Source organism: Iodobacter fluviatilis (assembly GCF_900451195.1).
Lineage (GTDB): Bacteria > Pseudomonadota > Gammaproteobacteria > Burkholderiales > Chitinibacteraceae > Iodobacter > Iodobacter fluviatilis.
This window is the reverse complement of the sequence record NZ_UGHR01000001.1, coordinates 3,259,459-3,280,617: the sequence shown is the minus strand read 5'-3', so window position 1 is coordinate 3,280,617 and position 21,159 is coordinate 3,259,459. Positions and strand designations below refer to the sequence as shown.

General features: G+C 51.2%; 17 protein-coding genes. 4 read left to right on the top strand and 13 right to left on the bottom strand.

Annotated features, from left to right (window positions below; genetic code table 11):
• Positions 1–515: 515 nt before the first annotated feature.
• Complete coding sequence (gene glmS / locus DYD62_RS15015) at positions 516–2,333, bottom strand: glutamine--fructose-6-phosphate transaminase (isomerizing) (protein WP_115228112.1); 1,818 nt, start codon at positions 2,331–2,333, stop codon at positions 516–518.
• A gap of 152 nt (positions 2,334–2,485) precedes the next feature.
• On the opposite strand from glmS, the gene DYD62_RS15010 reads away from it, so the two are divergent.
• Positions 2,486–2,956, top strand: a complete 471-nt coding sequence (locus tag DYD62_RS15010; RefSeq protein ID WP_115228111.1) for an Lrp/AsnC family transcriptional regulator — start codon at positions 2,486–2,488, stop codon at positions 2,954–2,956.
• 313 nt (positions 2,957–3,269) lie between these two features.
• Here DYD62_RS15010 and DYD62_RS15005 read toward each other — a convergent pair whose 3' ends face one another.
• Positions 3,270–4,175, bottom strand: coding sequence for a LysR substrate-binding domain-containing protein (locus DYD62_RS15005; RefSeq protein ID WP_115228110.1), 906 nt, complete (start codon positions 4,173–4,175; stop codon positions 3,270–3,272).
• A gap of 120 nt (positions 4,176–4,295) precedes the next feature.
• Between DYD62_RS15005 and DYD62_RS15000 the strand changes: the two genes are divergently transcribed.
• Positions 4,296–4,985, top strand: coding sequence for an FMN-dependent NADH-azoreductase (locus DYD62_RS15000; protein ID WP_115228109.1), 690 nt, complete (start codon positions 4,296–4,298; stop codon positions 4,983–4,985).
• 204 nt (positions 4,986–5,189) lie between these two features.
• Here the strand turns inward: DYD62_RS15000 and DYD62_RS14995 are convergent, their stop codons facing one another.
• The 4 genes from DYD62_RS14995 to DYD62_RS14980 form a co-directional block, all read right to left on the bottom strand.
• A complete protein-coding gene (locus DYD62_RS14995; protein ID WP_115228108.1) occupies positions 5,190–6,152 on the bottom strand; it encodes a DUF4349 domain-containing protein in 963 nt (320 codons plus the stop codon).
• A 219-nt stretch (positions 6,153–6,371) separates the two neighbouring features.
• The gene (gene loiP / locus DYD62_RS14990; protein ID WP_115228107.1) at positions 6,372–7,127 is read right to left on the bottom strand and encodes a metalloprotease LoiP; all 756 of its coding nucleotides are present in this window, start codon (positions 7,125–7,127) and stop codon (positions 6,372–6,374) included.
• Positions 7,128–7,602: 475 nt separating this feature from the next.
• Positions 7,603–8,973 carry a hypothetical protein gene (locus tag DYD62_RS14985; RefSeq protein WP_115228106.1) on the bottom strand — a complete coding sequence of 457 codons (1,371 nt, stop codon included), beginning with the start codon at positions 8,971–8,973 and terminating at the stop codon, positions 7,603–7,605.
• A gap of 8 nt (positions 8,974–8,981) precedes the next feature.
• Positions 8,982–11,066, bottom strand: coding sequence for a CHASE2 domain-containing protein (locus tag DYD62_RS14980; protein WP_207916789.1), 2,085 nt, complete (start codon positions 11,064–11,066; stop codon positions 8,982–8,984).
• A 331-nt stretch (positions 11,067–11,397) separates the two neighbouring features.
• Between DYD62_RS14980 and DYD62_RS14975 the strand changes: the two genes are divergently transcribed.
• Both DYD62_RS14975 and DYD62_RS14970 read left to right on the top strand, forming a co-directional pair.
• Entirely contained in the window at positions 11,398–11,832 is a 435-nt protein-coding gene (locus tag DYD62_RS14975) for a FecR family protein (protein WP_115228104.1), read from the top strand.
• A 3-nt stretch (positions 11,833–11,835) separates the two neighbouring features.
• Positions 11,836–12,435 (top strand): OmpA family protein, encoded by a 600-nt coding sequence (locus DYD62_RS14970; RefSeq protein ID WP_115228103.1) that lies wholly within the window; start codon positions 11,836–11,838, stop codon positions 12,433–12,435.
• A 78-nt stretch (positions 12,436–12,513) separates the two neighbouring features.
• On the opposite strand, the gene hutH is transcribed toward DYD62_RS14970, so the two are convergent.
• The 7 genes from hutH to hutC all read right to left on the bottom strand — a co-directional run bounded on the left by hutH (position 12,514) and on the right by hutC (position 21,130).
• Complete coding sequence (gene hutH / locus DYD62_RS14965) at positions 12,514–14,049, bottom strand: histidine ammonia-lyase (protein WP_115228102.1); 1,536 nt, start codon at positions 14,047–14,049, stop codon at positions 12,514–12,516.
• Between the two features lie 136 nt (positions 14,050–14,185).
• A complete protein-coding gene (gene hutU, locus DYD62_RS14960; RefSeq protein ID WP_115228101.1) occupies positions 14,186–15,856 on the bottom strand; it encodes a urocanate hydratase in 1,671 nt (556 codons plus the stop codon).
• A complete protein-coding gene (gene hutG / locus DYD62_RS14955; protein ID WP_115228100.1) occupies positions 15,849–16,817 on the bottom strand; it encodes a formimidoylglutamase in 969 nt (322 codons plus the stop codon). The genes hutU and hutG overlap by 8 nt, the downstream gene beginning before the upstream one ends.
• A 53-nt stretch (positions 16,818–16,870) precedes the next feature.
• Positions 16,871–18,124, bottom strand: a complete 1,254-nt coding sequence (hutI, locus tag DYD62_RS14950; RefSeq protein WP_115228099.1) for an imidazolonepropionase — start codon at positions 18,122–18,124, stop codon at positions 16,871–16,873.
• 209 nt (positions 18,125–18,333) lie between these two features.
• Complete coding sequence (locus tag DYD62_RS14945) at positions 18,334–19,596, bottom strand: DUF1302 family protein (protein ID WP_267896123.1); 1,263 nt, start codon at positions 19,594–19,596, stop codon at positions 18,334–18,336.
• Complete coding sequence (locus tag DYD62_RS24235; protein WP_267896122.1) at positions 19,544–20,143, bottom strand: DUF1302 family protein; 600 nt, start codon at positions 20,141–20,143, stop codon at positions 19,544–19,546. The genes DYD62_RS14945 and DYD62_RS24235 overlap by 53 nt, the downstream gene beginning before the upstream one ends.
• A gap of 279 nt (positions 20,144–20,422) precedes the next feature.
• A complete protein-coding gene (hutC, locus tag DYD62_RS14940) occupies positions 20,423–21,130 on the bottom strand; it encodes a histidine utilization transcriptional repressor HutC (RefSeq protein WP_115228318.1) in 708 nt (235 codons plus the stop codon).
• Between the last annotated feature and the right edge of the window lie 29 nt (positions 21,131–21,159).

The following is a 21,159-nucleotide window of genomic DNA, read 5'->3' as shown; positions in this document are numbered from 1 at the left end:
CTTTAAAAGCTACATTGCGGACACCAATGCCCACTAAGAATCATGCTCGTAATAGCATCCCAGATCTGTCCACGATGGCATTGCCAAGTGAGTTTCATATGCATTCACATAGTGATCAGCTAGGCAGTGTCCCACACGTGCTTTTGCCACCTTATGCATCGTTTCCATAAGGCTGGGAATTGGAACATGGCGTCAATTCCATCAGCGCCTACAAAAAATGTTGCATCACGAAGTCCACCTTGTAATTGCTTTTGCGATTTGTGCTGTAGGTAAGGGTATACGGCTTGAGAGGAGAATGAAAATGTAAAATAACAAAAAGCCCTCACTTCCTTTTTGGGAAGGATAAGGGCTTTCCCTAGGCAAAGGAGAGCGGTATAGGACCAAAAACTATTGAAGATAAATAGTCATTGTCGTATTAAAGTTGTGTCAAACTTTTTTAGTTTGTGTCAAACTTTTTTATATTGTGTCAAACTTTTTTATTTGTCGACATCAAAAAAATTAACTAACTATCCCCCTCACTCCACCGTAACGCTCTTAGCCAAATTCCTCGGCTTATCTACATCCGTGCCGCGTGCCAGTGCGGTGTGGTAGGCCAGTAGTTGTAAGGGTACGGTGTGCAGGATGGGGGAGAGCAGGCCGTAGTGTTCGGGCAGGCGGATGACGTGCACGCCTTCGCTGGCGGTGATGCGTGAATCGGCGTCGGCAAATACATACAACTCGCCACCACGGGCGCGTACTTCCTGCATATTGGATTTGAGCTTTTCGATCAGGGTGTCGTTGGGGGCCACGGTAACGACAGGCATTTCTTTGGTCACCAGCGCCAGTGGGCCGTGTTTCAGCTCGCCAGCGGGGTAGGCTTCGGCGTGGATATAGGATATTTCTTTGAGCTTAAGCGCGCCTTCCATGGCGATCGGGTAGTGCAGGCCGCGGCCTAGGAAGAGGGCGTTTTCTTTGGCTGCAAATTGCTCGGCCCATGCAATGATTTGCGGCTCCAGCGCCAGCACAGCGCTGATGGCAACGGGCAGGTGACGCATGGCTTTGATGTGCTCGGCTTCTTGCGCGTCGCTCAATCTGCCCTTGATTTGCGCTAAAGACAGCGCCAGTAAGAATAGCGCCGCCAGTTGGGTGGTAAAGGCTTTGGTGGAGGCCACGCCGACTTCTACCCCGGCATGGGTGATATAGGCCAGCTCGCATTCGCGCACCATGGCGCTGGTGGCCACATTGCACACAGTAAGGGTGTGAAACATGCCCTGATTGCGGGCGTGTTTGAGCGCGGCCAGGGTGTCGGCGGTTTCGCCGCTCTGGCTAATGGTTACCACTAGGCTTTTAGGATTAGGTACGCTATCGCGATAGCGGTATTCGCTGGCGATTTCTACATTCACCGTAATTTTGGCGATGGATTCTATCCAGTATTTTGCGGTGAGACCGGCGTAATAGCTGGTGCCGCAGGCCAGAATCAGTACGGAATCAATTTCTTTAAAAATGCCATAGGCTTTATCGCCAAACAGCTCGGGCATGATATTGGCAACACCCTCTAGCGTGTCGGCAATGGCGCGTGGCTGCTCAAAAATCTCTTTTTGCATGTAATGGCGGTAAGGGCCCAGCTCGGCCGCGCCGCTGTGGGCGTGTACGGTACGCACTTTTCGCTGTGCTGGTTTGCCTTGGCTGTCCACAATCCAGCATTTTTGTAATTGCAGATCAACTACATCGCCTTCTTCCAGATAAATAATCTGGTCGGTGATCCCTGCCAGCGCCATGGCATCTGAGGCAATAAAGTTTTCACCCTGGCCTACGCCCACAATCAGGGGGGAACCTAGACGTGCGCCGACCACGCGGTGCGGCTCGTCGCGGCAAAATACGGCAATGGCAAAAGCGCCAGTTAAGCGTTTCACTGCTTGCTGCACGCTTTCAAATAAATCGCCATGGTAAAGATGATCAATCAGATGGGCGATCACCTCGGTATCGGTCTGGCTTTCAAATGCATAGCCAGCGGAGGTCAGCTCGGCGCGCAGCTCTTCGTGGTTTTCGATAATGCCGTTGTGCACCAGCGCAATGCGTTCTTTAGAAAAATGCGGGTGAGCATTGGCCGATGAAGGCACGCCGTGGGTGGCCCAGCGGGTGTGGGCAATGCCAGTAAAGCCTGCTAAGCCGGTTTGATCGATTTGCGCTTGCAGCTCGGTGACGCGGGATGTGCTGCGCGAGCGTTGCAGCTTGCCATCCACATGCAAGGCCACGCCGCAGGAATCGTAGCCACGGTATTCAAGCCGCTTAAGCCCTTCCAGCAAAATAGGGGTGATATTACGCTGAGCAACTGCACCGACAATACCGCACATAGCAACCTCGGAAGGAATATTTATTGGAATATAGCCATGCTAAAGGGTTTGTAGTGAATATATCTTTCAAAATTTAATATATTATGAAATATATGTATTACCATTCATTTGTGTGAATTTTTATTTCATATTTATTTAAATAGTGAACTTTTATGACGTCCATTACGGCTTTAGACGAGCTGGATAAGCGCATCTTGCAACAATTACAGCAAGATTCTTCATTAAGTAATCAAGATCTGGCCGCCAAGGTGCACGCCTCGCCGCCCACCTGTTTACGCCGGGTTAAGCGTTTAATCGATGCAGGCGTGATTGCCAAGCAGGTGGCGATTTTAGCGCCAGAAAAAGTAGGCGCAGGCTTAACAGCCATCGTTGAAATTACGCTGGATGTGCAGACATCTGAAAAGATGCAGGAGTTTGAGCAGCTCGCCGCCACCGAAAAAACCGTGCAGCAATGTTATCGTGTCTCGCCGGGGCCGGATTTTGTGCTGATTATTCAGGTGGCAGATATGAACGCTTATCACCAGCTGGCCCATCGCCTGTTTGCCACCCAATCGAATATCCGCAATGTAAGAAGCTTTTTTTCGATGTTCAGAAGTAAGTTTGAGACGTATTTGGCGTTGTAAGCTTGCGGAATAAACCTTTCAAAGTAAAAAGAATCAGCAGGCACAGCGCTAAAAAAAGCATAGGGAGGGCACAGAGAAAAGCGGGGCTGGTGTAGTAAAACCGTTTACTTAAGCGATTTTGCTTAATTTCCCCCCTTTGAAAAAGGGGGGCCAGGGGGGATTTGCAGTAGACGCTGAGCTTTAATAAGCAAAAAACCAAAGGCAAATCCCCCTCAATCCCCCTTTTACAAAGGGGGAAGCAAAACCAATACCTTAAGTGAACGGCATTAGGGCTGGTGTAGGGCGTTCTTTGTGTGCGTACTGATTTCTGTGTCTACAGGCCTGAGTATTCTTTTGGGTGAGTGCTCGCTGCTTGTATCAACCATTCTTCAACGAGGGTTACAGGCGCAGCAGCTGGTTTTAGTGCCGAACGTACAAGGTGATAGGCCAGCCCTTCGACGATCGGCGTTAAAGGCGCTTCCAGCAGGCCCATTGCTATTTCTTCTCTGACTAATTCTAAACTCAGCAGCGCGACGCCTTGCCCGGCAAGGGCGGCTTGGATGGCGTGGCTTTCTTCTGAATAACGAATACCCGCTGTGCTATCCAGATCGCTTATCCCTGCATTTTGTAGCCAGCCCGTCCATGTTAAATGCGTTGGTGGCGGGCTGTGCCAGTCAAAGTGAATCAGCGGATGCAGGCTTAAATCGGATAACTGCCGGATGTGCAGTTGCTTGCTGGCAACGGGTGCAAAGTGGTCTTGCAGTAGTCGCGTGGCCAGTAAGTCGTGATAGCTGCCCTGGCCATAACGAATGGCTAAATCAACGGCACCTGAGTGCAAATCCACAGCTTGATTTGATGCGTGAATATGCAGATCGATTTCAGGATGCGCTGCTTGAAACGCCGCCATGCGGGGCACCAGCCATTTTGTGGTAAAGGCAGGCGTTGCTGAAAGCGTCACTGTGCTGCGCTGTCTTGCCCGCAAGCGCTCAAGGCCCGCCGCAATGCAATCAAAGCCTTCTTTTGTGGCGGCGTAAAGTAATTCACCCTCGGCACTCAAATCAACTTTTCGCGTTTGGCGTACAAAAAGCGCGCAAGACAAGCTGTCTTCCAGTATTCGAATTTGGTGGCTGATCGCAGTGGGGCTGACGGACAGCGCTTCTGCTGCCAGCTTAAAGCTCTTTAACCGCGCGGCTGCTTCAAAGGCACGCAGGGCAGAAAGGGAGGGGAGTCTGGGTCTCATACTTAAAATCATACATGAATTTAAATCAGTTATAGCAGCAAAATTACTCGTTTGTAGCGTTGAATTAATTAAAACAAACTAAGGCATGAATGAATTTAATCACTGATTGGAGTTTAAAACATGCCGACCTTATTACACCTTGATTCAAGTGCACGCAGTGGTTTTTCTGGGGAAGATCTTCATGGATCGCACACTCGCCGCCTGAGCGCTCGTTTTGCGAAGCAATGGCTAAACCAGCATCCCCATGGGCGAGTGATTTACCGTGATTTGGGTGCTGCGCCGCCTGCGTTTATTACCGGGCAATGGATCCATGCTGCGTTTACGCCCGTGGAAGCTCGTGAGGCGTGGATGAGAGATGTGCTGGCTGAAAGCGATCTATTGATCAGTGAGTTACTCGCTGCTGATGTCATTGTTGCGGGCGTGCCGATGTATAACTTTGGGCCGCCTGCGCAATTTAAGGCATATATCGACAATATTGTACGGGTGGGTGTGACTTTTGGTTTTGATCGCACTCGCAAAGGCCAGCCTTACTGGCCCATGCTGACCGGGCAAGCTAAGCGGCTGGTGTTGTTATCTGCCCGTGGTGATTTTGGTTACGATTCAGGCGGGCGGTTAGCAGCAAGTAACCATGTGGAGGCCGCTGTGAAAACAGCATTTGCATATATCGGCATTACCCACACAGAGGGCGTGGCGGTTGAATATGATGAATTTGCTGACGATCGTTTGGCACAATCGCTCAGGCGGGCAGAGGATGTAGTGGACGGTTTAGCACGGCAAAAGGCCGGGGCGGAGGCTTTGTTTTTAGGTTGAAAAGCGCATGTTTGTGCGGAATGTTTGAATTGATGAAGCCTTGCTAGGGCCGTCCTAGCAAGGCAAGCCAACATCGAAAAGTGAGTTTTTTTACAGGGCTGGCTTTAGCTGCGACCGCACGGTGGATGCCGTTTTGCAGTTTAAGCCATTCCTGCAGAATGGGCTTTAAAGCTCAGAGGATTAAATGGCAAGGCGGCTTGCTTATTACTCTACGTCGCTTATTTTTGTTTCATGCTCTGATTTTATTTCAGATACTTTTTTAGTTTTTCTAAACTTGCGTATTAATAAAGCAATCGCTGCAATCACCAGCCATAAAGGCCAGATTTTCATCAGCTCGATACTGGCGTCCAGCCCCGAATACCAGCCTGATTGAATTGCTTTCCCCATACGGTAGAAAAAGTTTGGGCGGGCTTGTTTGATGATGGCTTCTGTATCGCTGACTTCGGTTTGATTGATCTGTGAGGGCTGATCCAAAAATAAAGTGATTTTGCTGAATGCCACTTGATCGGCGAATTCTTTTTCCAGAATAATCGCGTTGTCTCTGGCTTGTTTGCTGCTGTCTTGTGCATCAATTGCAATGGCTTTGTCTTCTGCATTGCCACTGTTTTTGGCGGCTTTGCCCATTTGGCTTTGCGTTTCCTGATTGCGGCGAACGCCCAGTCTTTGTTTCAGTAGCTCAAATTGTGCATCTTGCGCGAGGAAAGTACGCTCATTTAAAAAGGTGATTTGCCCCGCAATTTGGCGCAGAAAATCCTGGGTTTTTTCGCTGGGCACCCGAATGATCAATGCGCCATTTACGGTGTATTCAGTGAGTTTTAGTTTTTTATTATCGCCAATCGCTTCAAAGTGAATTTGGGCAATTTCAGATTTAATGGCGTTCTTTTCTACAAAGCCACCCAGCTGAGCGGTGATGTCTTCAATAATCAGTGCAGATTTATATACATCTTTCACTTGAAACTTAGCATCGGCCGTGCGGATAAACTGGCGGGTACTATCGCTATAGGTGTTGGCGCTGGAGCTAAGCTGTTCTTTGCTGCTGACTGGGGCGCTATTTGCCGCTGAGCCGGCAGTGCTTGCTTCGGCAGGCATGTCGCCCATTTCTTCTTTTTTACCGCAGGCACAAAGCAGGACAATAGCAAGGCAAAGACAGAATGGTTTGATCTGCAAGGATGGATTTCCTGAAGGTAGTTAATGCAGTGTGTTGGCTTGCTGACATATAGCGTACATATATATTAATAGAGTAGACAATAAAACGGCAGTGATTTTTAAGCTTGTATCTTCAGATGGATGCAGGCAGAGATTGATCGCAGGGGAAGGGTGTGTGAAAAGGGGCTTTGCTTATTTAAAAATAAAGCAAAGCCCCTCTGCGTATTAAGCTTTTAGCTTTTATTTACCGCTGGCGATGCGGTTTTGGATGTTTTTAGCGCGATCAGCAGATGCCGGGTGCGAGCTCAGCATGCTGTGCTCGCCGCCACCCAGTTTTTCCAGTTTCTGGAAGGCAGAGGCAAGAGCTTCACGGTTTAATTTTTTCTGTGTTAACACATCAAAAGAGAAATTATCTGCGTCTGATTCTTGCGATTGCGAGAATTGAGCATTGATCAGGCCTTCAGTAAATTCGCCTAAATCAGAGCCATTGAGCTGGGCCACGGTGGCATTGCCGGATGAGCCCGCTGCGGTGCGTGCGGCAGCAACAGCGTAGGCGGTTTGCATGGCTTTCTTGGAGTGGCCTAGGGCCACATGGCCCATTTCGTGGCCCACTACGCCGATAACTTCATCGTCTGTCATCAGATCCATCAGGCCGCTGTATACGCGGATGCAGCCATTTGCCATCGCCCATGCGTTAACATCGTTGGTTAAATACACTTTGTAATTAACAGGTTGGCCGTTGATATCCGTGCCCAGTTTTTTGGCAATCGCATCCATGCGTTTGCTGTATTTGTTTTTAGCCGGTGCAATTTTTGATTCGGAATCGCTTTGTACGCAAGCCTGATTTGCCAGTGATTTAACATCGGTGTCTGAAAGTGTAGCGGCTTGCAAAGCTTGCTCACCCGCCTTGATCAGGCCGCCAATATCAAAAGCAGAGGCTGCAGGGGCTAATAAACAGGTAAACAGGCCGGTAAGGGCGATAGAGCGCAATTTCATTTAATACTTCCTTCGTTAAAATTTGATGCATTGCCCAAAGCAATCGATTTGCAATCGGGCAGGCATTGATACAGCGCGATGGATGATGAGGGGAGCAACAGGTTTCTGGAGACGAAAGCGCGGCCCTGTGGGGCGGACTTTGTACTGCAAAAGACAATGGCTTACCAAACTTCACATCGCAATCTTGATGGCATAATTTGCACGAGGGTGCTTTATATCGCTGTAAGCATGTTCTTGTAAATAAATTAAGAACATTACTATTTACCTTACAAGCCGGAGAAATGACGTATGAATTTATTTCAAATGGCTTGCATCGTTTTTAATGTGCTGATTTTTTTTAATGCTTTTGCTGGCGTGCCTTGATTTGCCCTTGCTCTGAGTGGCTTGCAAAAAAGCATTAGGCCTTGCCAGGCTCTGCAGATAAGCAAGCCCGCTTAGCAAAACAAGATGTTGGCTGCATATTTAGCCGGGTGGTTTAAGCGGCTGCAGCAGATAAACTGCTATGCAGATGCTGCAGTTCTTCTTTTCTGGAAATGGCAATATGCATACAGGCTTCTGTCATGGCAATAACCAGTTTAGGGTCTAGGCTTTTAAGAAAATCAAGCGAGGATAGCTCGCCGGAGAAAAAGCGTTGTGCCTGTTTCCACGCCTGTAATGTGCCTTGATGTCCTAAGCAGCGGTAAAGAAAGGCCGTAAGGGGGGAGGCATTGAGATCCAGCTCAGTTTCTTCTGAGCGCCCCTGCTCAAAAACCTGCAGCAGCTCAGGCCTGATATCCAGCGCATCGTGCGGCAGGGGCAGGTAATCTTCTGCACGCTCTGGTTTAGTGCCGCTGCTGCTGTGAATATCGCCCAAAAACATGGATACAGGGCAGTCCCCTCCCGTTTCGACGGCCATAGCTTCGATCAGGGCAATGGAGGTGAGTTTTGCGGCCAGAAAATCACAGGAAAACATAATATTGTTATGCGCGGCCTTGCTCAGGCGCTGATATTCTTCGGTGTCTGGAACGCCAGCATACTGATGAAACACAACGTCTGCTTTTAAGCCGTGCAGAAATTTTTCCATTCTGAGTAAGGCCATCCGATAGTCTTGCAGGGTGTAAACACCAACCGCGTTGAGCGGGGTGTTTGATTCCTCAATTAGTAGCCAGGTGGATGATAAAAACTTGCTGGGGTTGGCTTCGGCAAAGCCGCCTACATCCACATTGCTTAAGCTGATCGCTTCATGCATGACCTCTGTTACATATTCATCGCATTGTGCGTCATCCACTATCTCAAGCCGTTTTTTGCATTGCTGCCTGATTTTATCTTCCAGCAGCCCACAGCCATTGGTGTCTGTTGCCCGAAAAGGAATGGTTGCTTCAATACAGGCCACAATGGCGATTAAATCACTCAGAGGCAGGTAGGGTTTTAACAGCCTGACAGCCACCACTGCGCTTAAAAATTCATTCATCCCGCCATAGAGCGGCAGGGCCTGATAGGGTTTGAAGTTAAAAATTTCTGCACACAGAGTGGCAAGCGGGTCATGGCTCATTTCCTGCAAAATAAACCCGCCATTTTCGAGATGGCACACTTTGCTGAGTAAAGAATGGGTTTGTTGGGGAAAGCAGCCGTCCAGCTGGTAATAGACTAAATCGTGAAACAGAGCGGCCAGTGTGGGCCTTGCACCTAGGCCTTCGCACAGCTCAAAAATATGCATGGAGGTGTGATACTTTCGGGTTCTGTTTTCCATGGCGCGGTGGATTAAAATCGCCAGCCGCTCGATATGTGGCATGGGAACATCTGCATCCAGCCGGGTAAAAGCATCGCTGAAAATTTGAATAAAGCGGTTGATTTTTGCGGTGCTCATATAGACCTCTATTTTTCTGTCATAACAATTAAATCGCCTTGCTCTCCCCGGTTTAGCCTTTGCTGATGCAGTAGGACTAAGGGATCATTGGGGTAGCGTTGGGCCATCTCGTTAAATTGGTGGATAGCATCCGGTGATTTTTGAGCCATGGCCTGATAAGCACTTTCGTAAGCTTCAAGCCCGGCATAGTCAGCGAGACGCGACGGGGTGAGAGGCTCAAAAACCTGCAATGCTTTGTTTTTTCCTTTAAGGACTAAACGTCCAACCGGGCGGGTCTGCGCATCCGGGCAGCCGGATAAAGTGGCTTCTGAGATGCAGATATGTGTGCCCAGATGTTTGTTTACACTTTCTAAACGAGCTGCGGTGTTAACTGGATCACCTAGGGCGCGATAGTCAAAAATAGTGGAGCCGCCAAAGTTGCCCACAATCACCTCGCCGGAGTGAATGCCGATACGGGTCAGGCCAAAATGCAGTCCTTTGGCATTCAGTGCTTTGGAATACTGGCTGGCAAATTCATCCATTTCTAGGGCGCAGCTTAAGGCGCGGGCGCGGTGGTCGGCTTGCGGCATGGGGGCAGAAAACATAATGGCAACTGCATCGCCCACAATCCGGTCCAGCGTGCCCTCATGTTTAAAAGCGATGGCAATCATCTGGTCTAGATAATCATTCAGTAAGACCACCGCTTGGGCTGGATCGATACTTTCCATCAGCGAGGTAAAATCGGCCAGATCGGTAAAAATAAAACTGCATTCCTGCCGCCTGCCGCCCAAAGCCATTGAATCAGGATGTTCAATTAGATGGCTGACGCGGTTTGGCGATACATAGCGGGAAAATGCCTGTTTAATCCAGCGTTGTTCTCGCTCGCTCATCCAGTGATGCAATAGGCTGCCCGCAATAAATGTTGCGGTAAAAATCAGCGATGGGGTCACTGCGTTAATCAGCAGTGCGTATTCGGTAAATGCATACCACGCACCCAGCTGCAAGCATAAAAGTAAGGCTGCCGTAATGCTGGCTGCATGCAGTGCGCGGGTTCTGACGGCCATCAGGCCGATAGCAAGGCAGCCTGCCAGTGTGGCCAGTATTTCGGCGATTCTGGCCCATGCAGGGCGTTGCAAAATATGGCCGGAGCTGATTTGCTCTAGGAGCTGAGCGTGTGCCTCTACGCCGGGAAGGATGCGGCCAAGCGGGCTAAAACGCAGGTCCATCAGCCCCTGGGCCGAGCTGCCCACTAGCACCATTTTGCCTTGTAATTGCTCTTTAGGAATTTGCCCGGTGAACAGCTGCCATGCAGGTAAATAGCGGCTGGGGCTAGAGGGGGCGTAGTGCATCCAGACTTCACCATTTTCGGTGGTGGGGATTGTATAGCGGCCAATTCGTATTTCGCTGATCCCCTGGCCATTTTCCTGCGATTTTAAAATATAGTTTTTTTCGCCCTGAGCCACGCGCAGAATTTCTGCATCCAGTGATGGGACAGATTCGTTGGCAACACGCAGTAAAAGTGGAATACGGCGAACGACACCATCACTGTCGGGCACAAAATTAAGCGCGCCATTGCCACTGGCTGCGCTTTCAAATTCTGAGCGGGCTAGAATGGCGCTTTGAAATGAATGCAGCCAGCGCACTGGCTGCGGCCCGGCGTAAATATAGCGAAAAGGGCGGGCAGGTATGTGTATTTCATCTTGGGGTGGCCGCTCGCGCTGCACCGTAAAGCCAAGCACAACCGGCGCTTTTCTGATGCTTTGTGCAAACATCTGATCATGATCGGGAAGGGCTTCAAGCTCGCTGCGTAAGGGGCCATTGAGCGCCCAGAGATTGGCCATGGCGCGGGGCGTAGTGCGGTCCGATTCTGCAAATACCACATCAAAGCCAATGGCTACTGCGCCCGCGCCATGCAAGCGATCTGTTATTTCGGCAACTTGTTTTCGTGGCCAAGGCCATTGCCCCATGCGGGCAAGACTTTCATCGTCGATATCAATAATACGGACTGAATCATCCGTGTTTTCTCTGGGTGACCAGCGCTGGTACTGATCAAACATATTATTACGCAGTGATTGCAAAAGGGCTGGGTCGGCTAATAGCAGGATTAAGCCCATTAAAGCAGCTGTAAGCGGAAGAAAAATACTGAGCCGCAGAAGTGATGTATTGTTCATATAAGCCCGAAGGTGTTTTCTTACACTAATCACTTGGTTTTAAGTAGCGTGGCACAATAAAAGGCCCTGTGCATGGCTTATTTAGATTATCACTTGCCTTTCATTATTCTGAATTCTATTTGTAGAAAATGAATACTGAAAACACGAGCTAATGATATACAGAACTGATGGCGTACGGCTGTCAGTGCTGGGGGAATATGGACAATTAATGCTTACAAATGCATGTTAAGCTTATGGTATTTAAAGCTTTTCCATCGGTGAAGGAGAAAAAGTCATGTTTAAATTCACTTTTATTTGCGGGTTGTTATTATCCTCTGCCCTATGGGCGGCTGAAACACCGATTGCCTATGTGAAAAATGTGAATGGTGAGGCCTCGGTCACAACGGGGGGGAAGGTGGTCAAAGCAGAGGTTGGCACGGCTGTTATGCAAGGCAGTGTATTAAAAACCGGTGCTAAAAGCAGTATGGGGCTTACATTTAAAGACGAAACCATTATGTCTTTTGGTCCGGATACCCAGCTAACCGTGGATGAATACCTGTATTCACCTGCTCAGGGCAAGCTTAGCCTCGTCAGTATGATGGCAAAGGGCACCATGAATTACGTATCTGGTGTGATTGCAAAATTGCAGCCAGATGCGGTTGCGATTAAAACACCCGCCGGTATTATTGGTGTGCGGGGCACACAATTTGTAGTCAAAGTCGAGGAATAAGGCATGCGCTTGAATCAGCTTAAGGGATTTACAGGCTCATTTTTATTGTTTGTAGCGGTATTGCTACAGGGCTGTGCTTCAAACTCTTATGTTGTGCTGCTTGAAAACCCTAATGGTCACACCGGTGCGGTGCAGGTAAAGGGTGAACAGGGAGAGCAACTGATTAATATTGCTGGATATGGTGCCGCGCTGGATGGATCAGAAGTGCCTGCCCCTGTGGATGCAGATCAGATTCAGGAAGACTTTGGCGAAGCCATGGCGGCACGGCCTAAAATTCCTAAGCATTACCTCTTGTACTTTCAAGTAGATACCATGCTGACAGAAGCATCTGAAATGCTGTTGCCAGAAATTATCGCCGAGGCAAAAAAATGGCCAGCGGTAGATATCTCTGTGGTGGGGCATACCGATACCTTAGGAAGTGCGGCCATTAATGAAGAGCTGGCTCTGGTCAGGGCGAATTTAGTGGCTGAGTGGTTAAAGCAAAAAGGGCTTGAATATCATGCCCTGACGGTGGAATCGCATGGCGAGCGCAATTTGCTGGTGATGACGCCAGATGAAACACTGGAGCCAAGAAACAGGCGGGTTGAGATTTCAATTCGCTGATGGTTTAATTTTTTTCTGCCGAATAAGAAAAGCCCGCTGATGTAAAGCGGGCTTTTTTTGTGGCGGCTTAAGATGCAATTACACCGAAGGCAACAGGCCTGGCAGGCTGAATGAGTTGTAAGCTGCACGGCTGATCAGGGCCGCTGCTTTTTCGATATCGGGTGCAAAGTAGCGGTCTTTATCGTAGAAAGTCACCTCGGCACGCAGCAGGGCTTTGGCGGCTTCCAGCTTATCGGATGCCTTGTTGGGTGCTCTGAAATCAATCCCTTGGCAAGCTGCGAGTAATTCCACCGCCAGAATGCCTGCGGTGTTTTCGCTCATGTCTTTCAGGCGGCGCGCAGCGAAGGTGGCCATAGAAACGTGGTCTTCCTGATTGGCGGATGTTGGCAGGCTGTCAACGGACGCGGGGTGAGCCAGTGATTTGTTTTCTGAAGCCAGCGCAGCGCCAGTGACTTGGGCGATCATAAAGCCGGAGTTAACGCCGCCATTATTCACAAGGAAAGCGGGCAATTTAGACAGATTGTTGTCGATCAACAGCGCCATGCGGCGCTCAGACAGCGAGCCGATTTCGGCAATCGCCAGTGCCAGATTATCTGCGGCAAAGGCCACTGGCTCGGCGTGGAAATTACCGCCAGATAAAATCACATTGTCGTCAGAGAACACCAGCGGGTTATCCGATACGGCATTGGCTTCTACCAGCAAAATCTCGGCCGAATTGCGGATTTGCGTTAGGCATGCGCCCATGACCTGTGGCTGGCAGCGTAATGAATATGGGTCTTGTACCTTGCCGCAGTTGGCGTGAGCCTGGGCGATTTCACTTGTTTCCCCAAGCAAGTCACGGTAAAACGCCGCCGAATCCATTTGCCCTGCATGGCCGCGCACCGCATGAATACGGGCATCAAATGGCGTGCGGCTGCCCATGGCGGCTTCAACCGATAAGCTGCCTGCTACGGATGCGGCGATGAATAAATCTTCAGCGGCAAATAAGCCTTCCAGTGCAAAGGCGGTGGAGGCCTGTGTGCCATTTAATAGCGCTAGGCCTTCTTTTGGGGCGAGCACGATTGGCTCTAAACCGGCCGCTTGCATCGCTGCTGCGCCAGTGACGCGTTTACCATCGACAAAGGCTTCGCCTTCGCCGATTAAAACGGCGCTCATGTGAGAAAGCGGGGCCAAATCACCCGAAGCGCCCACCGAGCCTTTTTGCGGAATCACCGGATAAATCTGGTGATTAAACAGGGTAATCAGCGCTTCAATCACCGAGCGGCGGATGCCGGAAAAACCACGCGCCAGCGAGTTGATTTTAAGCGCCATCAGCAAACGCACCGTGCCGTTTTCCATCGGCTTGCCAATGCCTGCCGCGTGCGAAAGTACGATGGAGCGTTGCAGCAGTTCCAGCTCTTCCGTCGCAATCTTGGTGCTGGCCAATAGGCCAAAGCCGGTGTTAATGCCGTAAACCGTGCGGCCTTCAGTCAGAACACGCGCCACGGTGGCGGCAGCGGCATCAATGCCTGCATGGGAAGACGCATCTAGGCTAAGGGTGATGCTTTCATCGCGTGCAATCTTGCGTAAGTCTGCAAGCGTTAATTGGCCGGGCTTGATATTGAATGTGCTCATTGTGTGATCCAGTGTGTTTGTAGGATGGGTGGAGTTTTTTTTGCGATACCCATCAATAGGCTTGCGATGGGTATCGCCGTAAAAGCACCGGCTCCACCCATCCTAGGAACTGTGCTTTGAGATTTGGCTTGGCGATTTACTTCAGCATTGGCAAATCTAAACCCTGTTCTTTAGCGCAGTTTTTGGCGATATCGTAGCCTGCATCAGCGTGGCGCATGACGCCAGTGCCTGGGTCGTTCCACAATACTCGGCCTAAGCGTTTGGCGGCGGCATCGCTGCCGTCAGCCACAATCACCACGCCTGAATGCTGAGAAAAACCCATGCCTACGCCGCCGCCGTGGTGGAGCGACACCCAAGTTGCGCCGCCAGCCGTATTGAGCAGCGCGTTCAAGAGTGGCCAATCCGATACCGCATCCGAGCCGTCCAGCATGGCTTCGGTTTCACGATTTGGGGACGCCACTGAGCCAGAATCCAGATGGTCGCGGCCAATCACGATCGGGGCTTTTAGTTCGCCATTTTTAACCATTTCATTAAATGCCAGCGCAAGGCGGGCGCGATCTTTCAGGCCTACCCAGCAAATACGCGCTGGCAAGCCTTGGAAGGCGATACGTTCACGCGCCATATCTAGCCAGTTGTGTAAGTGTGGGTTGTCTGGGATCAGCTCTTTAACCTTGGCGTCGGTTTTGTAGATGTCTTCCGGGTCGCCCGACAGCGCTACCCAGCGGAAAGGGCCGATGCCTTCGCAAAACAATGGGCGCACATAGGCTGGTACAAAGCCGGGGAAGTCGAATGCATTTGTTACGCCTTCTTCCAGCGCCATTTGGCGGATGTTATTGCCGTAGTCCACGGTGGCCGCGCCACGCGCTTGTAAATCCAGCATGGCTTGTACTTGCTTGGCCATGGATTGTTTGGCGGCCTTGGTGACGCCAGCAGGGTCGGTTTTTTGCGCCTCGCGCCATTTGGCAATATCCCAACCCTGGGGCAAGTAGCCGTGTACTGGGTCGTGCGCCGAGGTTTGGTCGGTGACGCAATCTGGGGTAATGCCACGCGCAACCAGCTCTGCAAAGACATCGGCTGCATTGCCTAATAGGCCAACAGATACCGGCTTACCGGTCTCTTTTGCATCAGCCACGATAGACAGCGCTTCATCCAAAGTGGTGGCTTTGCGGTCTACATAGCGGGTTTTAAGGCGGAAATCGATACGGGTTTCATCGCACTCCACCGCAATCATTGAAAACCCAGCCATGGTGGCGGCCAGAGGTTGCGCGCCACCCATGCCACCCAAGCCGCCAGTCAACACCCAACGCCCCTGCGCTACGCCGCCAAAATGCTGCTTGGCCATCGCTACAAATGTTTCGTACGTACCTTGCACAATGCCCTGGCTGCCGATGTAAATCCAGCTGCCTGCAGTCATCTGGCCGTACATCATCAGGCCTTTTTTATCTAGCTCATTAAAGTGCTCCCAATTGGCCCAGTGAGGCACCAGATTGGAGTTGGCCAGCAGTACGCGCGGTGCATCAGGGTGCGATGGAAATACACCAACCGGTTTGCCAGATTGAATCAGCAGCGTTTGATCGTCTTCCAAGCGAGTGAGCACTTCCAGAATCTTGTCGTAGCATTCCCAGTTGCGCGCCGCACGGCCAATACCGCCGTACACCACTAAGGACTGCGGATACTCGGCCACTTCGGCGTCAAGATTATTTTGAATCATGCGAAAAGCGGCTTCGCTCAGCCAGCTTTTACAAGTCAATTCGCTACCGCGTGGGGCACGAATAACACGGGAAGGATCATGGCGTGGGTCAGTCATGGTTGGGCTCCGGAAATGAAGGTGTGGTGCTTGTTGCAAACAAAGGTTTAAAGCTTCTGGTAATCGCCCATGCCAGTCTGGCTGCGGCTTTGGCACCGTGGCTGTCGGTATCAAACTGAGGGTTGAATTCTACTAAGTCGGCTGCAGCCAGTTTGCCGCTGGCGGCGATGAGGCGGCTCAGGTGCTCGATCACGCTGATTTCCACGCCAAAACCAGCTGGGGCAGATACGGCGGGCATTTGGGCTGCGGGCAGTACATCCAGATCAATCGTCAGATAAACCACATCCACCTGATCGATAAAGGCTTGCAGCTGCGCGGTTGTTTCAGTTAGTTGCCACGATGTCATTTCGGTGTCGAGCCGCCAAGCAGCTTTGAGCCGCTCTGCGGTGGCAAATAGCGCTTGGGTATTGGCGGTTTCTGCCACGCCCATACAGAGGTAATGAAAATCTTGGCCGTGCTTGGCGCAAGCTGCGGCGATCTGGGCAAAGGGCGTGCCGGATGTGGCTTCCGCTGCCTCGCGTAAATCAAAGTGCGCGTCGAAATTAACAATGCCGATGCGCTGCTTAGGGTGTGCGTCGGCAATGCCCAGCCAGTGCCCGTAAGCCGTTTCATGCCCGCCACCGAGCACGAGTGATAAGTGCCCGGCCTGAATATTTTGGCTCACCGCAGCGGCAAGGCGCTGGTGGGCGGCGTTTAAATCACCATCCTCACAAGCCACGTCCCCTGCGTCGTAAAGCGGCAGCGTAGGGTGATAAGCCAGATTCGCCAGCGCCTTGCGCAAAGCCACTGGCCCCGCCACCGCACCCACCCGGCCCTGATTGCGGCGCACGCCTTCATCACAGGCAAAGCCAAGCAGGGCAATGCCTGCAGGCTGATTTGCGGCTAAGGGCTGCACTACTTGATGCCAGCGCCGTGCTGCATCGCCTTCTGCAGCATCAATACGGCCAGTCCAAACGGTCATGGTTTTATCCTGTTTAAACTTTTAGAAAATGCGGTAAAAAAATCGGCTGTGGCTTAACGGCCCCTAAACACCCGCTGTTTGAGCAGAGGCGTGCCCAAGCTGTAAATAATTTCGGCCGGATGCTCGATATTCCAGACTAGAAAGTCGGCTACAAAACCCGCCGCCAGCTGGCCGTGGCTGGCGGCGCGCCCCAGTGCTGCTGCGGCATGACGGGTAGTGCCGGTAAGGGCTTCTTCCGGGGTGAGGGCAAACAGCACACAGGCTTGGTTCATCGCTAGGCGGATAGAGGCAAAGGGGCTGGTGCCGGGATTTAGGTCGGTTGATACCGCCATCGGCACGCCTGCAGCCCGTAGTGCTGCTACGGGGGGCTTTTGGGTTTCGCGTAAAAAGTAAAACGCGCCAGGCAGCAGTACCGCCACCGTGCCCGCAGTTTGCATCGCAGCAATGCCTGCCTCGTCGAGGTGTTCGATATGGTCGGCGGATAGGCCATCAAACTCGGCCACCAGTGCCGCACCGTGCAGATTGGATAATTGCTCTACATGGCCTTTTACTTTTAGGCCGTGTTTTTTTGCGGCCTCAAATACGCGGCGGGTTTGCGCCGGGCTAAAGCCGACACCCTCACAGAATACATCCACCGCTTCGGCCAAATCTTCGCTGGTGGCAGCGGGCAGAATGCGGTGAATCACTTCATCAATATATTCATCGCTGCGGCCTGCAAATTCTGGCGGCAGTGCGTGGGCAGCAAGTAAAGTGGTGGCGATTTCTACTGGATAGTTGTCAGCAAACTGGCGGGCTACGCGCAGTTGTTTTAATTCATCATAGAGGCGCAGGCCGTAGCCGGATTTGATCTCTAGCGTGGTCACGCCTTCATCCATTAAGGCTTGTAGTCGTGGCAGGCTGGCTGCGCTTAAATCTGCCTGCGATAAATCCCTCGTGGCGTTGACGGTGGACACAATGCCGCCGCCTTCTGCTGCAATTTGTTGGTAGGGCACGCCGGTCAGGCGTTTTTCCCATTCCGCAGCGCGGTTGCCGCCGTATACCAGATGGGTGTGGCAATCAATCAGCCCAGGGGTAATCCAAGCGCCCGCCACATCAATGACCTCACCTCTGCCGGCAAACTCGGTAAGAGCTTGCTCCTGCGGCAGAATTGCATGGATTTCTTCACCCTTAATCCATAGAGCATGGCCATGCAGCGCTCCATAAGCGGCGTTGTGCTCTGGGGACAGGGTAGCAAGGCGGGCGTTAATCCAAAGCGATTCTGTAGTGTGGGTCATCATCGGCAGCTGGCTGTGTAATTGTATATACATTTACGCATTTTGCTGTTGATGTCAAGCAGGGAAAGGTCTGATAAGGATTGATTTGTTGCTGGAATGGGGGGTGGCGGGGTGTTTTTGTATAGACAAATCTGATATGGGTAAGTGCCGGATCTGCATTGTTCGCAAGAACGGGGTCGGGATTTAAAAGCTTATTGGCCTGACGAGCAGGCAGATAAGCCGTGCAGATGATTGTCATTTGATTAAAAAGTGGTGCGTGCACTGAGCATAAAGCTGCTGCGGTCTTTTTGCAGGTTATACAGGCCGCCACCTGTTTTGATGTATCGGAAATCCAGCCTATGGTTTTTTTGAAAAATGGCGCTGATGCCTGCTACAGACAGGTAGCGGCCTTCTGAAAACTGGCCGTCTTCAGAGTAGCCTTTTGCATCGTAAGCAAAGGATAGTGAAGGCCGCAATACCCAGTTGCCGGATTGCGACAGAACGTCATTTTCGTATTTTAGCCGCCAGCCCCAAGCCGTGGCGGAGACAAAACCATCTACGGCGCATGCGGCTTGCGGGCCTGTGCAGGCAGGAAAGGCTGAGCTGGGCGCCATTCCAAAGCCACCGCGGCCATAGCGTTTCTCGTAAGGATCAGGCAGGCTATGGACATGCCGGATGCCTATTTCGCCAGCAAGCGTTGCATTTGCTCCCCAAGCAGCAGGTAAAGGGGATTTTGCACCTAATATCCATTGGCTTATCTGAAAATCATCATAGCCCTGTGCAATATAGCCTGTGGCTGTGTCAGAGAGTTGTTTCAGTGGGCCAATACCAAGCAATATACCATTCAGAAAATCTGCGCCATTCCATGGTAAAGGCTGATTGGGGCGATAGCTGTACTCTAGGTAAAGGCCTGCGCCGCCATCTAGTCTCTGGCTCAGGTTGAGCCCAAATAAATGACGGTGGGCAGGGTAGGCCAGTCTGTATTGCCCCGCGATACTTGAGGGCTCTGCCTTGCTTGGCAGAAATACCCCCGGGCCATTGCGTTCTGCCTGAACCACGGCATTACGGCTTGTGTATTGGGCGTAAAAAACGCCTAGTGATGACATCTCCGTTATTTTGTAATTAAAGCTGAAGCCAAATTGTTCTTCGTCCGGAATGAGATCGGCTGTTCGGGCAATATAATCCAGAGCGTTGGTGCTGGATTGCTGGTCGTTGGTGGAGATGGGCTTGTTGTTTAAGACGCTGAGCATGGCTCCGTTTAAGGTTAATTTATTGCAGCCAGTCTGTGCATAATCGTTGCTTGAGTAAAAGGTGCCGCAGCCGGGGTAAGCATTAGGTAGAAAATCAAGCTGGTAGTAGGCATCAAGAGACAGCTGCTCATTCATTTTGAGCTTGGCATAGAGTGCGGGAACGGGGATGCTCAGGGTTTCTGGCAGCGGGTTGCCCCGGCGAAGACTTGCAAAATCCAGTGCGTTAACTTGCTGGATGCCGCCTAGGATAGTCGTGGGGGTGCGCCAGGGAATCACTTGCTGCCCGGCCCGAAGCTCGAGCGCTTTTTGAAAGACAGTAAAGTGGCCGTACACGATATGCATCGTGCAGCTGAACACCGCTAAACTGGCTGAGCGGGGCAAAGCCCGAATCATTTAATGGGCCGGCAGAATAATCATTGCTGACATGCCCATGCGGAACCGAATTATTCAATAGGCTTGGGTCATACCATGCTTTGCCACTGAGTCGCAGCCCATAGTTGCCAGCCGACAGATTAGCTTGCAGATAGGCGTCCAGTGCTTGAGATACCACATCGCCTTGTTCGTAGTTCAGATCTCCATCATTGTGAGTGGACATGCCCTTGCCACTGGTAAAGAAGGAGTCAGGGCTTTCTGCCCTGATGATGGTGCTGATGCCTAAAGCACCTTTCAATTCGATTTGAACATCACCTGAATCAACTTTAATTCCTTCGCCCAGCCCTGAAGGCATATTTCCAAAAACAAGCTCGCCAGCCTCTACGCCAAGCGGGGCAAAGAGCAGCGCTTTACACAATAAAACAACTGTGCAGATTCGTTTTTGTTTCATAAGGCCTCCCCAGCTTGGTTTTCAGCCATGCTCTGGTCTCTGTTCGTTTGGTTCACCAATATCTATGGGACAGGTTTTGAACGAGAATCCTTGTGAACATAGGATGGGCGTTGTCTTCAGAGCTTGCTTGGGATGTTTTTCAGCTAAAAGAGGGCGTCGTGACCAAGGCAGGCTCTGCCTGCGGAAAGCAACATTTCTTTACCTTAGTTCAACAATGACATGGCTTTATTGCGCTTTGGGATCAGGGTGGCTGAGTGGCTTGAGTTTTCTGAGACGTGCTTACTTCTTCACCCTGGTTTGCGAGCGCAGTTTGTAGCTGCTGCCGGGATGTAACAGCCTGCTGAAGCTGACTAAATGCTTATGCGACCATGTGCGGCGCAGCACGCGCAGGCAGGGTTCGGTGGCGGTGATATTGAGTAAAGCTTGCTCGCTGGCATTGGGGAGGATGGCTTCTACCGTGTGCTCGATATCGGTGAGCGGGCAGCTTTTCATTAAGTAAGCGTTTGGCGTCTCAATGCTGAAATCTTGTTGCAGATAATCGGGTGCAAAGGCGGGGTTGACGTAGCGATCTTCAATCTGGATCGCTTTATCGTTTTCAAAATGCACAATCAGCGAGTGAAACAGCGTTTCGCCAGTCACGAGGCCCAGCCAGAGTGCGATTTCATCCTGAGCCGGTTCGGCACGCAGCAGTTCAACCGATGCGCGGTAACGGTGGCCACGGCAGGCGATTTCTTCGGCAATATTATTGATATCCAGTAGCGGTGATTCGGCTTTGCGTTCGGCCACATAGGTGCCGTCCCCGGCAAAGCGGATCAGCACGCCTTCGCTGGCTAAATCACGCACGGCTTTATTGACGGTCATTCTGGATACGCCAAATTGCAAAACCAGCTCGGCTTCGGTGGGGATTTTTGCGCCTGGCAAAAAGCGACGTTCGCGTATGCCTTCCAGAATAAATTGGCGGATACGTAAGTGGATGGGTTTGTTCATATCGTTATTGTAGCGTGAGCTGTGAATAT